Genomic DNA, 17,476 nt, shown 5'->3' with positions numbered 1-17,476 from the left:
GAACTTAGTAAACATCCCTCTGATAACGTTTTTGCTGTTGCATACGGGTCAAATACTCCGCTGCTTCCTCCGAGCTGAAACCGCCCTCTTGTTCAATAATGGTTGCTAGGGTCGCATGGACGTCGTGTGCCATCTTCTTTTCGTCACCACATACGTACACGATTGCCCCTTCTTGAAGCCATTTATAGAGCTCGGCGCTCTTCTCAAGCATCCTGTGCTGCACATATACTTTCTGGTCGGTATCACGGGAGAACGCAACATCCATGCGCGTCAACACGCCGTCTTTAAGCCACTTCTGCCATTCAATCTGATAAAGGAAATCAGTGGAGAAGTGCTGATCACCGTAGAAGAGCCATGATTTGCCTTCGGCCCCAGTCTCTTCTCTTTCTCCTAGAAAAGCTCTGAACGGAGCGACGCCCGTGCCAGGTCCGATCATAATAATAGGTGTTTCCGAGTTTTCGGGTAGCTTGAAATTCGGGTTGTTTTGAATGTAAACCGGCAGCGTTTCGCCAGACTTGATTCGCTCAGCGAGCTGTACGGAGCACACGCCGTAACGTTCTCTACCTTGAGTCTCGTAACGTACCGTACGGACGGTAACGTGAACCTCATCCGGGAAAGCTTTGGAACTGCTTGCAATCGAGTACAGTCGAGCAGGCATTTTCCGAAGGATCGCTACGAATTCGCCCGCTGGTACTCCCTTAAGGGAGTAATCCTGCACCAAATCCAATAAATCCCGACCACTGATATACGATTTAAGATCTTGCTCACGTCCTGCAACCAACAGCTCCTGCAGCCCATTGCTTGAGGTAAGCTTTGCCACTTGCTCCAGCAACGGCTTCGTTAATACAGTAATTTCATAATTATGAAGCAACGCCTCGCGCAATGAACGCTTCTCGCCGTTCTTATTAATTGTAACAAGTTCCTCGGCTTTCCAGCCCATGGCTTCGATCAATTCATCCACAAGAAGTGGGTGGTTCTCCGGATAGATACCTAAACAGTCACCCGGTTCGTATTGAAGATTGGATCCCTCCAAGGAGATCTCAATGTGGCGGGTTTCACGGTCCGATCCACGGCCATTCAGATTCAAATTCTCAAGAACCTCGGCTTGGAACGGATTTGTTCTCGAATATTCGGATTCAGTGCCACTTTCAACCGCTGCTCCGACGCCACTTACAACAGTCGTGCCCGCTGAAACTTCACTTAAAGAGCCTAAAACGGAATTCATCCACTCTGCAGCTGGCTCATCGAAATCCACATCGCAGTCGACACGCGGCGCAAGGCGTTTGCCGCCCAGCTCTTCCAAGCGTTTGTCGAAATCCTTACCTGTTTGGCAGAAAAGCTCGTAAGATGTATCTCCAAGTGAAAGCACGGAAAACCGCAGATCCTCCAATTTAGGAGCTCTCTTGCTATGAAGGAACTCATGGAAGGAAATCGCGTTATCCGGTGGATCTCCTTCTCCGTGGGTACTCACTAGAACAAGCAAGTTTTGAATCTTTTTTAAGTTATTCGGTTTAAAATCTGCCATCGAGGAAAGCGTTACCTGAAAACCTTGCTCTTCAAGCTTTTTGGACATTTTCTTCGCTAAGCCTTGAGATTTACCTGTCTGTGATCCGAAGAGTACGGTCACCTCTTTGGAGATTACCGGCGCATTCGCCGCCAAAGTTGCTACGGGAGCTACAGGAGCTGCACCAGAAGCCGTCACTACAGCCGATCCCTGAAGTGCTGCAAGATACCCGTTCAGCCAGATTCGTTGTGATTCCGTTAGTGTAGGAAGTAATCGATTAAGTAATTCTACTTGTTCCTGATTAAAAGGACTGTTTGTTACTTGAAGTACCAAGAATATCCACCTCTCATAGCCTGCAATGATATTATTTCCTATTATACATTTTTCTCATTATTTTCACTCTCTTGAAACTATCATGTATGTCGAAATAGGTCAATTAGAATGATCTTATATGATCTATCAGTAATACTGATAAAGGGATAAAACCCCTTTTACCGGATGTCAAAAGTACAGACCGATATAAACAATCATAGACGAATAGTATAGGATACAGGATTTAAGCAAGGGAGCTTCGCAAATGAGATTTGTTACAGAAACGAGATTAAAACGATTGGAAGAATTGATTCAATTGATTCCTGAGTACGACGAAAGAAGCCACGCTCTTCATCTGCTGAATTCGATTCGTTCTGATATCGATGATAACTATGCGGAAATTGAAAAACCGATCAGTTTAAGCGGCTTGAAGCGACGGCCAAGCGACCGGAAATAAGCAAAAAAATAGCAAAAAAACGAACCTCTTGAATTGCTTCTAAAGTTCGTTTCGCATTTTATTATTAAACCAAGTATTCGCAGTTACATGGCATCCAGTATGATACCAGCCGTTTCCTCAATCGCTTTTTCAGTGACATCGATTACAGTACATCCAAGCTGCTTATACAATCCGAATGCAAACTCCAGCTCTTCCGCCACTCTTTCTAACGCCGAATATTTAGCGCCAAATGGCAGCCCAACTGCCTTCAGCCGTTCTGTACGGATCTTAACAAGCTGTTCAGCGCTCATCGTCAATCCGATCAATTTGCTTTTGTTAAGTGTAAACAATCCTTGCGGAGGTTTTACTTCCGGAACTAGTGGATAGTTGGCTACTTTATAGCCTTTATGCGCCAAATAAATACTTAGCGGTGTTTTCGACGTCCTCGAAACGCCCAACAAAACAATATGAGCTTGTTTTAGAGCGCTTGTGTCTTTACCGTCATCGCTTTTTACAGCAAACTCAATTGCTTCGACTCGCTTATAATATTCTTCATCCATTTGGTGCAGCAACCCTGCTTTCCTTTTGGGAGAATCATTAAAAGTGTCAATGAAAGCTTGCATAACAGGACCTAGGATGTCTATGCTGGTCACGTTTAATCGAATCGCTTCTTGACGCATCATCTCTCTTAATTCCGGAAGTACGAGCGTGTAGACTACAAAACTGCCAAGTCGGGAAGCTTCCTCCATCATACTTCGGATTTCTTCCTCCGTACGCATAGTTCCAAAACGTCTCACATGAACTTGACTGGCGTTAAACTGACGAATTGTAGCTTGAACAACCGTGTTTGCCGTTTCCCCAACCGAGTCCGAACAAACAAATATCGTATGGACTTTCTCCTCCACCCGTGAATACCTCCTAATTCGCAGCTAGTTCCAACAGTAATTTGGTCATGGTTGTTTTCGTTATTCGACCTATAACGCCATACTGGTCTTGTTCAGAGTCCAAACTCACAACTGGCAGGCTGTCAACTTGATGATGAATCATTTTGCGCGCTGCATCAATGACGTGGTCCTCCGGACTTACGGTAACGATGTTCGGGTGTCTCGTCATCACAAGACTAATGGGCATGGATGGAGCACCCGCATTGCCTAACGTTACCTTTAACAAATCTTTTCTAGAGACAATGCCCACTAATGCCCGATTACTGCTCACAATCATCAGAGTACCCACATTCTCAAGAAACAGAGAGACGACGGCATCATTCACCGTAGCTGTTTCTTGAAGAACGACAGGTAAACCCATAACATCTTTAACATAGATGCCATCAAGCTTTTTGTACGATGATTCCTCACGTTCCAGCGTTTTGCCAAGAAAATAACCAACCTTTGGCTTCGCATCCAAATAACCTAGCATAACAAGCAGGGCAAGGTCGGAACGAATAGTAGGACGAGCGATTCCGAGCATTTCTGCTAGGTGTTCTCCGGTAATCGGAGCATGTTTTTTTACGCGTTCAATGATTTCCATTTGACGGGATGTAAGTTCTATCGTATTTCCCTCCCCGAACTTTCATGTTCATCCCCATTTTAACCGATTTTCTCGCTATATCAAATCGCTTGAGCTACCTTTTGTTCACCGATAACACCATGCAGGATGAACGCTTGTGCTGCGGCTATTCGAGCCAAAGGAATTCGGTAAGGGGAACAGCTTACATAATCCAATCCGGTCAAGTGGCAAAAGAAAATCGACTCTTTATCTCCGCCATGCTCCCCGCATATGCCAGTTTTGAGCGACGGCTTAACGAGCCTACCCGCATTCACGGCTAAGTCAATCAATTGTCCGACTCCTTCTGTGTCAAGCACTTGAAACGGATTATGCGGAAGAAGCTTCTGATCGACATAGTGGGTTAGAAATTTACCCTCCGCATCGTCACGGCTATAACCATACGTCATTTGCGTCAAGTCATTGGTGCCAAAAGAGAAGAAATCGGCATAAGCCACAATTTGGCGCGCAGTAAGAGCCGCTCGTGGAACCTCTATCATGGTCCCGACCTTGTACGGACAATCCCGCAGTTTGTCTTTCCCCAGCACCTGTTCTGCAACAAAGTCAACAAGTTCCCTTAAAATTTTCAGTTCGTTGGCATGACCCACAAGCGGAATCATGATTTCCGGAAGAACTCGGATGCCTCTGTCGATACAGCCTGAAGCTGCACGGAAGATGGCCTCTATCTGCATATCATAAATCTCCGGATAGACAATTCCCAATCTGCAGCCCCGCTGTCCTAACATAGGGTTAGCCTCATGGAGAGCTTGCACTTTGCGGAGAAGGTGAGCGATCTCTTCTCTTTCTAAGTCTGACGCACCTTTATTATAAGTCAGCTCCGTATGTTTTTTTTGCAGATCTTCGAGGTTCGGTAAAAACTCATGCAAAGGCGGATCCAGCAACCGGATCGTTACCGGAAGGCCATCCATTTCCTCGAACATGCCTTCAAAGTCTGACTGCTGCATGGGAAGCAGCTGTGAAAGAGCATGCAAGCGATCTTCTTTGTCATCCGCGAGGATCATTCGTTGAACAACAGGCAGACGAGTTGGTGAGAAAAACATATGCTCTGTTCGGCATAATCCGATCCCTTCGGCTCCCAACGATCTGGCGATTTTCGCATCTTCCGGATTGTCTGCATTCGCGTATACTTTCAGCGTACGAATCTCATCCGCCCACTTCAGCATAACGAGAAGCTCATCCGTCATCCTGGCTTCTCGTAATGGCATTGCACCGACAATAACGCGTCCGGTTGCACCGTCGAGCGTAATCCAATCGCCTTCTTCTACGACCCTGCTTCCCGCCAACATCCGCTTCTCATCAAGGACAATTCGGACTTCTTCGCAGCCGCATACGCAAGGTTTGCCCATTCCCCTTGCCACAACAGCCGCATGGCTCGTCATCCCTCCGCGGCTCGTGAGTACGCCTTCCGATGCGATCACGCCATGAATATCTTCGGGTGTTGTTTCGTTTCTGGCTAGAATGACCGTCTTGCCAGCGCGGTTCCATTCTGCAGCCGTATCAGCGTCAAACACAAGCTGTCCAACCGCTGCGCCCGGCGAAGCAGGAAGTCCTTTGGCCAACACATCCTTTACAGCCTCTTCATCAATACCTCTGTGGAGCAGCTGATCTAGATGTGACACTTCGATGCGCTCAACGGCTTCCTGCTTAGTCAATAAACCTTCATGCACCAAATCGACGGCAATCTTGAGCGCAGCTTGGGCATTTCGTTTCCCATTTCTGGTCTGCAGCAGATAAAGCTTATTATTTTCAACCGTAAACTCGATATCCTGCATATCTTTGTAATGCTTCTCTAACTGCTTGGATGCCGCAAACAACTGCTCATAAATCAGGGGCATTTCGCTTTTCAGCGCAGCGATCTCCAGCGGTGTTCGGATACCTGCAACCACATCTTCCCCCTGTGCATTAATCAAGTATTCACCGAAAAATGTATTCTCGCCCGTGGATGGGTTTCTCGTAAAGACAACGCCTGTGCCGCAACTGCTGCCCATATTGCCAAATACCATGCTCTGAATGTTAACGGCCGTCCCCTGTTCATCTGGAATCCGATTTATTTTGCGGTAAATCTGAGCTCGTTGATTGTTCCATGACTTGAATACAGCCTCGACGGCCATTCGCAACTGCTCGTAGACATGCTGAGGAAAAGCTAGGCCTGTTTTAGCCATAATGCATTTCTTATAATCTTCGATTAGATTCTTCCAACCCTCAGCTGTAACCTCCTGATCTTGATGGACGCCCTCTTTCTCTTTCAAACGGTGCAGCAGCTGCTCGAAATGGTAGGCTTCAATGCCAAGCACCACGTTTCCAAACATCTGCATCAAACGCCGGTAGCAATCGTAAGCGAACTTTTCATTGTTCGTAAGAGAAGCCAAACCTTGAACGGTTACGTCGTTGAGACCGAGATTCAAAATGGTGTCCATCATACCCGGCATCGAAGAGACAGAACCGGATCGTACGGAAACAAGAAGTGGATTGTTCGCATCCCCGAACGTTTGTCCCTTCTGTTTCTCTAACTGCTTGAGAGCTGCTGCAATTTGTTCAAGCAGTTCCTCTGAGATCCGATTACCAACCTTAAAAAAAGCTAAGCAGGCCTCGGTCGTAATGGTGAAACCCGGTGGTACGGGAAGGCCGGCACGTGTCATCTCAGCGAGATTAGCCCCCTTTCCTCCCAGTAAAGCTTTCATTGAAGCATTTCCCTCCTGAAAGGGTACCACTTGTTTCTGAATCGTCATTTGTTAGCCTCCTTATTTTTATCGATACATAGCGTTGAATTGCATAGGCCATAGAATTTTTTATATCCGTCCGTTGGTAACGTTGCAATCACTTCATTACATGATTTACAAATGATAACACCAAGATCATACCGATGAATGGCTGCCAATGTTACATGGTTTGTGTTAGACATTTCGTTTCCCCCTTTAGTTGTGTGCTTTCCGCACGTGACATATGAGCTACTAAATCAATGACTCGGCTTGCGTAACCCCATTCATTGTCATACCAGGCCAGCAGCTTGATTTGGTTTTCGTGCGTCATAATGCTGAGTCCGTCGATGATGGCTGATTTCTCATTACCTATATAATCCGTAGAAACAAGCGGCAATTCATTGTAGTCAACAAAGGATCCTATTTGCCCAGCAATCGCCTTTTTAATGGCGAACTTCACATCATCAACGCTAACTTTACGGTCGACCACAACTTGAAGATCTAACAGAGAAACATCTTGTGTTGGCACGCGAATAGAGACGCCTTGAATTTGGGAAGCCAGATGTGGAATAACATCAATAAGTGCTTTGCCCACGCCAGTCGAAGTCGGAATAATAGAATTGGTGCATGCCCTAGCGCGTCGAAGATCTTTATGCGGGTTGTCCATATGATTTTGATCATTCGTAAAAGCATGAACCGTTGTCATCCAACCCTGTTTGACGGAAAAAGCTTCATCTAGGATATGTAGAATTGGTGCGATACAGTTGGTTGTACAAGAAGCTGCAGATAGCAAACGATGCTGCTTAGGATCATACTTCTCTTCATTCACACCCATGACAACCGTGAGGTCCATGTTCGTTCCTGGTGCAGTAATCAAAACTTTCTTGGTTCCAGCAAATAAGTGTCGTTCAGCACCATGCCGATGATTGAACTTTCCGGTTGCATCCACAACCAATTCAACACCATAATCCTCCCATGGCAATAAATCCGGCTCTCTTTCACAAATGACGGAAATCAGCTTTCCGTTAATCCTCATTAAGTTGTCATTTAACACATCAATTTTCGCGTCCCATGTACCATGAACCGAATCATATTTCAACAGATGAGCCAATACATGAATGGGGCTTGTTGAGTTGATCACGTTGATTTCAAAACCCTGCTGCTTCTCGGTCAAAGCTTTTCTCAAACAAAGCCTTCCGATTCTCCCTGTACCACTAATTCCAACTCGCATCTCCATCCTCCAATTCGTTATTTAGTATGTCATAAATATATCATACGGTTATATAATACACAATATATATTAAAAAATTCACATAAATATCATCATTTATCACTATTATCGGGGAATGTTATATATATGACGTCATATATAGTGTCGTATTTAAGACACAAAGGATCTCGGCGCTTAACGGCCGGCATCTTTCATAATTTCCTATATAATAAAGAAACCACCTTACGATTTTGTCGTAAGGCGGTTTCAATGATTGAAAAACGGATAAGATTTTTAGGTCATCCCTATCGTTGAAATAAAAACGGTCATTATATGAATTCTTCCATCAAATCCATATTCACACCCATAGCTGCTTTGCTGCCATCGGCCGCAGCAAAAATTAATTGCGAATGCATGAAATACGACGCATCCCCGGCAGCATATAAACCCGTGACCGAACTTCTTCCAAACTCATCCGTCCTAATTCCACCTATTATAGACTTCATATATCTATAATATCGATTTATTCTAGATGTGTCAAGATAGTCCTCTCCCCAATAGCATTTGAACAAATAGAATCACCCGAAAAGGATAATGCGATATGGATAATGGGTAACAATGAAGAGACGGGACTCGGTTTACCATTTCCCGGGCAATTATTGAACGAGGCAACATACGATTTTACCCATCAATGATTGTGCTGTCTTGTTTAAGAACAAACTATAATGTTTAATAATTACCAAAAAGACTAATTTCGGAATTCGAAGCGAGTGATGGAGATGCAAATGAAAAAACACAAAGACAAATGGAACGACCTGTTCGAACTGGCCATGTATGTGACTGCCGCAGTCTGCTTTGTTTATTTTTGGGTGAACGGCATCCAAGCAAAAATGCTTCAGGCCATTTTGATTGTTGCTGTGCTGCTGATCATCCGAATCGTCGTCAAAATCACAAAGACCACGATGTTTGCAGCGTTACGGTTTTCCGTCCTATTGTTCATTTTTATCACAATGTTTATGGCAAACGAGTTTGGATTTTACAGCGTAATCCCTTACCTAGATAAAATCGAGCATCTCTTTTCGGGCTTAATCCTTTGCTTCGTCGGTTTATTGATTTATATGAGAGCAAGTAAAGGCGAGAAAGCGGACGTGCCGAATGCGAAAGTTGCCGTGTGGTTTTGCCTTTTCTTTTCCATCGCCATGGCCGGGGTCTGGGAAATATATGAGTTTACGACGGACGGTCTCTTCGGTCTCCATTCGCAAAACGGAAGCTTGGTCGACACGATGGCGGATATCATTTGCGGAACCATAGGCTCCGTAGTGACAAGTATGTATCTAGCTTTCAAGGCGAAGCGCAAAAAAATGCCACTGATTGATGTGCAATCCTGACCTCAACGAGACTGTCCTAAAATGCCATATTCTGAATATTCAGACCCAGTTTGTGAATTTCGAAGCCTGATTGCTAATTGCATTGGATTAATCCAGTGTCTAATGTTCCATAAGGTCAAAAGAACTTAAAGGGCTGTCCTCAAGTAGATTTACCAACTTGTGGGACAGCCCCTTATCCAAAACGCTAATCTTATCGTTGAATCCCGATTGTAACAATTTCGCAAGGACCTGTCGTTAAAGACAACTGGCCTCCGGCGTCAGCTTCAATCCTTGGGCCGTGTGCTTCCATAATCGTACTCTTATAGAAGGAGTATTGAGGTATGTTGGAACTGAGCTTGAGCTCGGTGTTTTGGGCGCTCATGTTGTACCAGCGGAGCAGCAGATCGCCAGTTCCTTCATTCATTTTCATGGAGGAAAAGGCCATCTTATCGCCTTCCCAACGGAATGGTGCATACGTAGATGCGATGCGTCCAGTGTGAATGCCCGTTTGACATAACGTCCACGGAATTTGGAACTGGTAGGCTTGCTCGTAAGCGCCGTATTGTTCGTCTTCGCCGTTATACGGAATGATGGTCATTCGGACGGTGTGTTCGCCCAGACACTGCGCTTCCGGCGTCGGGAACAAGCCCCAGTCGCCCAGCTCGCCAACTGCGCGAAGCAGTGTCACGGCAATCGTATTGCGTCCGCCCTGCAGAACTTCGTATTCGTTCAATCCGAGGTTAGCAACAACAAGACCAGACTCTGCCTCGCTTACATCAATGAATGCCTGTTGATGCTGCGTATTGCTTGGATTTTCCCATTCAGCTGTCGGCGTGTTGTCGCGCTGCGGGATTTCAAACATGGAGTCGACGCGGTGAACTTGTGTATTCAGATCCGATGGGAACAACATCCGTAAACGATGATCTTTGGCCTGATTGTTGAAGGATGCCTCGATCTCTACTCCTTTGCCGCCGCGGCTCAGACTGACAATGGTACGGATCTGCATAGGTACCATGCGAGCCGATCGCTGCGCTTTTCTGTGCGGATAGTAGATCAAATCGCGCTGCTCTTCCTCCAGTAAGTCATCCGCTGACGCAGGAATTTCCCAGTCATGTACAATTTCAATAGCTGCCTGATAAGGCGTATCCTTTAACACACGAATGTATGCTGCTAAGCCGTGGGTTGTTAGAGCTGTCTCGCCTTCCGGTTGTTTGTACATATATTCGTTGCCGATATCCCCGGTATTCTCATATACGCCTAAATCCCGGTAAGTTCGGCCATTCTTCTTGTCCGTTAACATGAATGAACCGTTATCCGCAATTTCGATCTTAAGCGATTCATTCTCCAGTACCCGATCACCCTCTAGCAGCGAGGTAGATGATATCTCTTCTTCCCTCTTAACCCAAGCGTACGTCTTCAGACCTAAGGCAGGAACCTTCTCCGCTTCAAAAGTCAGCTTCACTCTACGGCACATATACGGCTGACGGAATTTATCGTCCGGCAAATCGTAACCGAATTGCAGTCCGAGATCTTCAAAGGTACATGCTACGACATTTCCCAGCGCGTCCACGAGCGTACGGCCCTTAAGATCCGCCGCCTTCGCAAAACTGCTTGCTTCTTCTAGTGTGTAACCATCACGGAAATACAAACGCAAGGCATCTACCTCGATACTCACGACGCCGGTACGCTCCCAACCGGAGGTATTAAAAACAACGACCGGCAGGGCGCTTTCGCCCGTTTGCGCAAAGCTCGACGTATCGATCGCTTCAGCAATCACTCGTTTGCTGTCATCGACGATCGCTTCCGCCACATGCCGGCTTTTCTCGAAGCGAGTCACCATTTCCCGGTGTACTTCGTCCACGGAGCAGCCGCAAATACTATCGTGCGGATGATTCTTCATTAATGTTTTCCAAGCATACGTGAACAGATGATGCGGGTATTTCTCCCCAACTTCGAGCACATGTGCGAAAGCGGCCAGAGGTTCAGCCACTTTTTCCAGCATCGCTTGTCCCAGCTGATTCATCTGCTTCAAGTAAACACGAGCCGAAGCGGTATTCACGAGCGTAGACCAACCGTCTGTCCGTTGACTGCGGAGCTCACCCTTTACTGTAGAAAGCTCATGCTTCAAGGAACGCTGAACAGCCTGCAAGTAATCGTTAAAATTCGAGTGAACAAAGGTCGTATCCGGATACAGCTCGCGCGCAGCTTGAATCGCTTCAGGCAAGTCCAACTGAACCGGCTGATGGTCACAGCCATTCATAAAGAGCAGCTCGCCAGTCGATGCGTATTTCTCCGCGTCCGCTAGCTTCCGCTCCCAGTACGCTTTCGCTTCTTCCCGGTCCACAGGAATTTCATTGCCATTCGAATACCAGTTGGCGAACAGAATGCCGAGCACTTGGGAGCCATCGGGCCCTTCCCAAAGCAGCTCCGAGAATGACGATTCGTAATCACCGTCAGAAACGGTATTGTTAAAGCCTGTCGGCTTCACGCCGCGGCCAAACAAAGCATTCGTGATTCCGGATTGCTGCATCAATTGCGGCGTTTGGCCTACGAGACCGAACGTATCGGGAAAATAACCGATCTTCGATACATCGCCATATTTCTTCGCATCTTGATGCCCGATCTGCATATTTCGTACATTGGCTTCACCGCTCGTCAGAAACGCATCCTGCAAAATATACCACGGACCTATCAAAATACGGCCGTCCTGAATAAATTTGGTCAATCGATCCTTTTGATCCGGTCGAACCTGGAGGTAGTCCTCCAAAATGATCGTTTGTCCGTCCAAAAAGAAGCTGCGATAATTCGGATCCTGATCTATTTTATCCAACAGTGTATCTACTAGCTTGACGAGACGAACATGATGTTTCTCATATGGTAAATACCATTCCCGATCCCAATGGGTATGGGAAATGATATGAGCGGTTCTCTTGGTGCTCATCGTTTAACTCCTTTCAATATGGACTTCCTCCGGACGGTATACGGAGATGAGATTACCTTGCGCATCTGCAGCAAAGAGTACGGAACGCTCTCTCTCTAGCGTAAATGTATAGGTTGCTCCACTATCCGTATCTTTCACTTCGATATTCACATTCCATGCAAATTCAGATACGAATACATACAGGAAGCCGTTCTTAAAGCGTAGCTTCCTTCCGTATACACCTGCAATATCGCCACCTTGCAGCCATTGCAATCCGCTTTCACAGCCCGCGGCATCGAGGGCATAACGATATAGGCTGGCGACCGTATCCAGTCGTTCGTTCAATTCAACGGGCAGCGGACTCCAAATGAGTCTGCCTTTGCCCAGCGGAATATTGACAACCGCATCGCCTGCGCTGCCAGACTCAGAAACAGTCCCCGCTTCCGAATATCCAGCCCGCACTTCTTTCACGACTTCAGCTATACGGCGCTTGTCAAAGGAAACCGGGAGCACTGCGCCCTGCAACTGAAGCATTTCTTCCCGCCGTATATTTTGAAGCTCAGCTGCGCCTAGCTCATCGATTAGACGAGGCGTTTGCTTCCAATACGCATCAAGGCTGAGTGTACCTGTCACAAGCAGCGTCGCACCTGTTCGCTGAACGATATCTACAAGCTTCGTCCAAGCTTGTTCATCCAGATTATGCGCGCTCGGCAGAATGATCAGCTTCGCTGGTTGATTCTCCAGCGCATCCAAATGATATTCCGATGCCGAACGGAACGGCATCTTCATTTGATAGGACAGCACACGCGTCATTCTAGTCGTTGCATCGAACGCCAATTTCCGGTTGGAAAAATCGTTTGAATAAGGGAAAATCGCTACGATGTCTTCCAGCGCCCGATCCAGGAATAAATCTCTGATTTCAGCCATAAACCTCCCGAAATCGTAAGATACATCAGCTTCCGGCTTCTCTGTGCCGTCAGCCCGAAGTGCACCGATATGCGATTCGTTCGCATTATCCATATAGAAGTTGGTATTCCAAATCCAATGAATAGCACCGGCGCCTCCGGTTGCAAATGCATAGGCATATTTGCGCTCCAACAGACTACGCAGTTCAATCTCCGAACGTTTAGCGCGTCCATCCGGTGTCTCCACGTACATGATGCCTGTTTCTTGAATGACATTCGGCTTATTCGCTGTTTTTGCAAAAATACCGTCCCAAACGAGGTTATCGTTCAGCCACCACGAGTGTACGGTTGTATAGTCCACCGCCTCCTCATAAAACAAAGGAGAAGGGCGCTGCGCGCCAAGCGCTTCATCCTGTCCAACCACCACGAGATGATCCGGACTGATCTCTTTAATCGTATTGTAGAGCTCTTTGGCCCAACGGTTATGCATCTCCATCGAGAACAAGCAGTAATCCAGCCAGCGCGTTCCTTTCTTACCCTTGTGCATATCCTGCACGTCGAAATTGATTTCTCCAGCCTCGGGAATTGCCGCCTCTTCAAAAGTCGGAAGCTGTTCGGGTGACATATTCCACCGTTCCTGAAGCAATTCGATGCTGCCATGACGCAGCCTAAGCCACTCTACAAAAGCCTGCCGTTCGTAGATATCACGAGTGGAACGCGGTCCCTCGGAGAAAATCAGAGCAGGATCAAACATGGAAGGCTCATTAATCAAATCCCAATCCACATGCGTCGTCGTACGGTGACGCGAAACAATGGAGCGGATAAACCGCTTCTGTGCCTCTACGCTTTGCGGATCGAGATAAGGGTTAACCCCTTCCCAAGTTTCTGGCGTAAAGGAGAAGAAAGTGAACGTTACCTGGAGATTGTGCTTCTTAGCCGTTAAGAAGAAAGCATCAATGGCTCTCAGAACCTCTTCAGAAGCATGTCCGTCCACCTGCATGATATTGCGGTAAGCTGTCCAAATCCCTGTTCGAATCCAATTGATGCCTGCTTTGGCCATTTGGGCCATGTCTCGATCCCAAACATCGCTATTGGGCAGAAAGAGAAATTTGCGAGCGACATCGGAGGTCATATACGTCATGCCGACGATCGGCAGCGGACGTCCATCCTTGATGAAATAATCGCGATCGCAGGTAATCGGTTGTCCCTCGGCAAGCAGTAAGGGATCGTGCCCCCAGAAGCCTTGGCGAAGCACGCGAAACTCCCCATCCTCTGATGTTGCCTTGCAAGTCACACGATATAAACCACGTTGTATATCAAGCGGCACCGGAATGCGCACCACGTTGAATTCTTTATTCACTTGGACTGTCAAACGATGCGTCCACATGTCCTGTGCACCACCCTCATGCGATACACGAAGATCAAATGTCCATTGCTTAGAGGCAGCTCCAGCTTCGATCCTTCCGATAAGCTGAGTTTGGAGTGTCAGCATGGCATGCTCTCCTGGCTCAAAGCTGGCATAATTCGGCTTGATCCACAGCTCCGTAACGCCACTTTCGCAAAATGCCGCCCACGTCATCAATGCTTGGGCACCGCCCTCGTTCCAAAACGAAGGACTAAGCGGTACATTGACAAACATCCAACGCGAACCGATAAACGCGCCGCGCGAGTTTTCCCAAAGAACAACAGGCGCAGCAACTTCACGGCCTTCCTTACTGATGCTTTTCAAAAGCGGATAAATCTGTGTGCTCATGGTTCCCGCAGCGCCCATTTGATCGGGCAGGTCGCTGTTGCGTGTCGTATGCGGAACCAGATTCCACGTATCTCCAAGCGCGAACATCGATTCCTGCCCTTGAAGCAGCGGCAAGGTTTCTAACGCGGTATAGGAGCGCATTGGTACGGCTTCAACACGAAGTATTTCATGAATGTACAACTGCTGATGATAGGCGGTCTGCTCCGACTCTATATGCCAGCCATCCGCTTCCCGGCGCACCGGACGCTTGAATGCTGCGCCGCCAATACTAAGCAGCCCGCCGCTGCGTTTCAAGAATGCAAGGATTTCCGTCCATTCGGACTTAGGGAAGTACGGGGCATGCAGATTAACAAAGCATCCTCCAACCGCCGACCGGAGAGCTTCTCCTAATGCATCAGCGTCTACAACAATAGCTCCTTGCGCCGTGAGTAGATCGGCATTCACTTCACCACAATTGCTGATCGGAAATGTGGCATCATAGAAAATAATGACCGGTCGACTCATAGTAAACCATCCTTCATCGCTTTATACACCAACTGGGAGAATAAACTGTTCGACCAGGCGAACCATTTCCGTGTAAAAATCGTTGGATCATCAACATGAAAGCCCTCGTGCATAAACCCGGTGTCTGCATCCGTTGCCTCAAGCATCGCGATCATCGCCAGCTTCTCTTCTGCCGTGGAAGCCGTCAAGCCTTGCATAGATAAAGCCATATGCCAAATGTAATCGTCCGGCGTATGCGGGCTGCCGATGCCTCTGGCAACTTTGCCTTCGAAGTAAAACGGATTCTCTTTACTTAGCGCGAATCGTCTTGTGTTCTGATAGATCGGATCATCCGCCGAAACATAACCCAGATACGGAATCGACATCAGACCTGGCGTGCCCGCATCATCCATTAAACAGTAGTTGCCGAAGCCGTCTGTCTCATAGGCATAGATCGGTCCAAACGCTGGATGGCGATAGATACCATACAGCTGGATTCCATGGTCAATATCCGCTTCAAGGGCTTTCAGGTCTTGGAGGAAGTCCATATCCCTGAACACCCATTCCGCAAACTCTTGCATATGGCGAAGGGCCACAACCGCGAACATATTCGCCGGAATATTGTAATGGAAGTCGCAAGCGTCGTCACTTGAACGAAAGCCTGACCATACCATTCCCGTATAATTCACAGGCATCCCCATCCCGTTATTGCGCAGCGAATCCGTCGGAATTCCATTATTGCGCGTGAAACGATAAGGAGACTTTTCAAAGTGAACTTGCTCCGTCTTAAACAATTCGTAGATTTTAAACATCGCGGCTTTAAATCCCGCGTCGAAAATATCCGTTAGCTCCGTTTCCTTCCAATACGCATAAGCCAGCCGCATCGAGAAACATAACGAATCCAGTTCAAATTTACGTTCCCATACCCATGGCGACATATCGGTTTGATCCGCTTTGTTCCAGTGCCAGTCGTTCGCTGATTCGTTAAACGCATTGGCATACGGATCGATATGAATATATTGAATATGACGCTTGATTAAACCGCTAATGATGCGTTGTAGGTCAGAATCCTGTTTGGCAAATGGCACATAGTGAATAACTTGTTCAACCGAATCGCGAAGCCACGAGGCCGGGATATCTCCGGTGATGACGAATGTAGTTCCATCCTCCATCAATTTGGTCGTCGTCTCTAATGTGTTAGGAAAACAATTTTTAAATAGCTGCAGCAGCTTCGGACGATGCGCCAGCTTCTCTTCGGCTTCCAGCAATACGTCTTGGATCACCTTTGGCAGTTCCAGTTTCGGCATCGGAATTTTCGGCAGTCTGAATTGTTCCACGGTAAGTCCTCCAAATTTTTCTAGTATCGAAGAATGTACGAATACGTTACTCTTTCACGGCACCAATCGTCAAGCCTTGGATAAAGTACCGCTGGAAGAATGGATAAGCAAAAATAATCGGCCCGGTTGCAAGAACAACCATCGCCATACGGGACGTATCTTGCGGCAGCGACTGAAGTAAGCTCACGCCAATAGAAGGGTTGCTTGTGTTCTGGAGCAGGAACTGCATGCTGTTCTCAATCCGCATCAGCATCGATTGCAAAGGCACCAGATTCGGCGTATCGATATAGAGCAGTGCATTAAACCAATCGTTCCAGTATCCCAGAGTACTGAACAAACCTATAGTGGCCAATCCCGGAAGCGAGAGCGGCAGCACCAGTTTGACGAAAATCCCAAATTCGCCGGCCCCGTCGATTTTCCCAGATTCAATAATGGCGTCAGGAACAGATGTGATGAAGAAAGTACGCATAATCATAATATAAAATGCATTTCCTGCCAGCGGTAAAATCAAGGCCCAAATCGAATCTTTAAGTCCCATTAGTTGTGTAACAACGATATATGTCGGTACAAGTCCACCGTTAAACAGCATCGTGAAGAAAGCAAAAAAACCGAAGAAATTGCGGAATTTAAAGCTTTTACGTGAAATCGCATAGGCAAACGTTGCTGTTATAAGTAAGCTTACAAGCGTCCCTACCACAGTTACAAGAATGGTAACTCCATAGGAAAGCAGCAGCTGATCACCCGCTTTGAAGAGATAACGATAGGCATCGAGGCTCCATTTTTCCGGAATAATGCGGTATCCGTTCGCACTTAACGTCTTCTCATCCGTAAATGAAATGATCGTTACAAACAAAAACGGAAAGATACAAGCGAGCGCAAAGAGGCCCGCGACAAGATTAAAGAGTATATTCAAAGCAGGCGGCAATGTATGAAAGTCACGGCTTTTCATTGGTTTAGCAATCATTTGAATGTCCTCCTTTCCATGAA

At 47.0% G+C, this 17,476-nt stretch carries 12 protein-coding genes and 1 pseudogene; 2 read left to right on the top strand and 11 right to left on the bottom strand.

Annotated elements, in window-relative coordinates:
* Positions 1 to 4 precede the first annotated feature (4 nt).
* Complete coding sequence (locus QFZ80_RS08510; RefSeq protein ID WP_307558376.1) at positions 5 to 1,837, bottom strand: assimilatory sulfite reductase (NADPH) flavoprotein subunit; 1,833 nt, start codon at positions 1,835 to 1,837, stop codon at positions 5 to 7.
* A gap of 244 nt (positions 1,838 to 2,081) precedes the next feature.
* Between QFZ80_RS08510 and QFZ80_RS08505 the strand changes: the two genes are divergently transcribed.
* Entirely contained in the window at positions 2,082 to 2,273 is a 192-nt protein-coding gene (locus QFZ80_RS08505) for a hypothetical protein (protein WP_307558374.1), read from the top strand.
* An 83-nt stretch (positions 2,274 to 2,356) separates the two neighbouring features.
* On the opposite strand, the gene QFZ80_RS08500 is transcribed toward QFZ80_RS08505, so the two are convergent.
* From QFZ80_RS08500 to QFZ80_RS08475, 6 genes and pseudogenes are all read right to left on the bottom strand, one after another.
* Positions 2,357 to 3,157 carry a pyruvate, water dikinase regulatory protein gene (locus QFZ80_RS08500; RefSeq protein ID WP_307547447.1) on the bottom strand — a complete coding sequence of 267 codons (801 nt, stop codon included), beginning with the start codon at positions 3,155 to 3,157 and terminating at the stop codon, positions 2,357 to 2,359.
* 13 nt (positions 3,158 to 3,170) lie between these two features.
* The gene (locus QFZ80_RS08495) at positions 3,171 to 3,779 is read right to left on the bottom strand and encodes a helix-turn-helix transcriptional regulator (protein ID WP_307558372.1); all 609 of its coding nucleotides are present in this window, start codon (positions 3,777 to 3,779) and stop codon (positions 3,171 to 3,173) included.
* Between the two features lie 80 nt (positions 3,780 to 3,859).
* Complete coding sequence (ppdK, locus tag QFZ80_RS08490; RefSeq protein ID WP_307558371.1) at positions 3,860 to 6,544, bottom strand: pyruvate, phosphate dikinase; 2,685 nt, start codon at positions 6,542 to 6,544, stop codon at positions 3,860 to 3,862.
* Positions 6,541 to 6,717 carry a GapA-binding peptide SR1P gene (locus tag QFZ80_RS08485; RefSeq protein WP_171689955.1) on the bottom strand — a complete coding sequence of 59 codons (177 nt, stop codon included), beginning with the start codon at positions 6,715 to 6,717 and terminating at the stop codon, positions 6,541 to 6,543. Before QFZ80_RS08485 ends, ppdK begins: the two co-directional genes overlap by 4 nt.
* On the bottom strand, positions 6,696 to 7,751 hold the full coding sequence (gap, locus tag QFZ80_RS08480; RefSeq protein ID WP_307558369.1) for a type I glyceraldehyde-3-phosphate dehydrogenase: 1,056 nt from the start codon (positions 7,749 to 7,751) through the stop codon (positions 6,696 to 6,698). Before gap ends, QFZ80_RS08485 begins: the two co-directional genes overlap by 22 nt.
* Before the next feature lie 302 nt (positions 7,752 to 8,053).
* Positions 8,054 to 8,215 (bottom strand): annotated as a pseudogene (locus QFZ80_RS08475) (NAD(P)/FAD-dependent oxidoreductase); the annotation flags it as partial.
* Positions 8,216 to 8,509: 294 nt separating this feature from the next.
* Between QFZ80_RS08475 and QFZ80_RS08470 the strand changes: the two are divergent.
* Entirely contained in the window at positions 8,510 to 9,112 is a 603-nt protein-coding gene (locus tag QFZ80_RS08470; protein WP_307547454.1) for a DUF2238 domain-containing protein, read from the top strand.
* Positions 9,113 to 9,302: 190 nt separating this feature from the next.
* Here QFZ80_RS08470 and QFZ80_RS08465 read toward each other — a convergent pair whose 3' ends face one another.
* From QFZ80_RS08465 to QFZ80_RS08450, 4 genes are read right to left on the bottom strand one after another with little or no spacing between them, the layout of a single operon-like run.
* On the bottom strand, positions 9,303 to 12,032 hold the full coding sequence (locus QFZ80_RS08465; RefSeq protein ID WP_307558367.1) for an alpha-mannosidase: 2,730 nt from the start codon (positions 12,030 to 12,032) through the stop codon (positions 9,303 to 9,305).
* Between the two features lie 3 nt (positions 12,033 to 12,035).
* The gene (locus QFZ80_RS08460; RefSeq protein ID WP_307558365.1) at positions 12,036 to 15,173 is read right to left on the bottom strand and encodes a beta-galactosidase; all 3,138 of its coding nucleotides are present in this window, start codon (positions 15,171 to 15,173) and stop codon (positions 12,036 to 12,038) included.
* On the bottom strand, positions 15,170 to 16,489 hold the full coding sequence (locus QFZ80_RS08455; RefSeq protein ID WP_307547458.1) for a glycoside hydrolase family 125 protein: 1,320 nt from the start codon (positions 16,487 to 16,489) through the stop codon (positions 15,170 to 15,172). Before QFZ80_RS08455 ends, QFZ80_RS08460 begins: the two co-directional genes overlap by 4 nt.
* A 46-nt stretch (positions 16,490 to 16,535) precedes the next feature.
* Complete coding sequence (locus tag QFZ80_RS08450) at positions 16,536 to 17,453, bottom strand: carbohydrate ABC transporter permease (protein ID WP_307547460.1); 918 nt, start codon at positions 17,451 to 17,453, stop codon at positions 16,536 to 16,538.
* Positions 17,454 to 17,476: the final 23 nt, after the last annotated feature.

The sequence above is a fragment of the Paenibacillus sp. V4I7 genome (assembly GCF_030817275.1).
Classification (GTDB): domain Bacteria; phylum Bacillota; class Bacilli; order Paenibacillales; family NBRC-103111; genus Paenibacillus_E.
This window is presented reverse-complemented; position numbering and strand designations above follow the sequence as displayed.

What these genes read in the sequence shown, in the direction of transcription:
- QFZ80_RS08505 (WP_307558374.1), top strand. Translation starts at nt 2,082, where the DNA reads ATGAGATTTGTTACAGAAACGAGATTAAAACGATTGGAAGAATTGATT.
- QFZ80_RS08495 (WP_307558372.1), bottom strand. Translation starts at nt 3,779, where the DNA reads ATGGAAATCATTGAACGCGTAAAAAAACATGCTCCGATTACCGGAGAA.
- ppdK (WP_307558371.1), bottom strand. Translation starts at nt 6,544, where the DNA reads ATGACGATTCAGAAACAAGTGGTACCCTTTCAGGAGGGAAATGCTTCA.
- QFZ80_RS08485 (WP_171689955.1), bottom strand. Translation starts at nt 6,717, where the DNA reads ATGTCTAACACAAACCATGTAACATTGGCAGCCATTCATCGGTATGAT.
- gap (WP_307558369.1), bottom strand. Translation starts at nt 7,751, where the DNA reads ATGGAGATGCGAGTTGGAATTAGTGGTACAGGGAGAATCGGAAGGCTT.
- QFZ80_RS08470 (WP_307547454.1), top strand. Translation starts at nt 8,510, where the DNA reads ATGAAAAAACACAAAGACAAATGGAACGACCTGTTCGAACTGGCCATG.
- QFZ80_RS08465 (WP_307558367.1), bottom strand. Translation starts at nt 12,032, where the DNA reads ATGAGCACCAAGAGAACCGCTCATATCATTTCCCATACCCATTGGGAT.
- QFZ80_RS08460 (WP_307558365.1), bottom strand. Translation starts at nt 15,173, where the DNA reads ATGAGTCGACCGGTCATTATTTTCTATGATGCCACATTTCCGATCAGC.
- QFZ80_RS08450 (WP_307547460.1), bottom strand. Translation starts at nt 17,453, where the DNA reads ATGATTGCTAAACCAATGAAAAGCCGTGACTTTCATACATTGCCGCCT.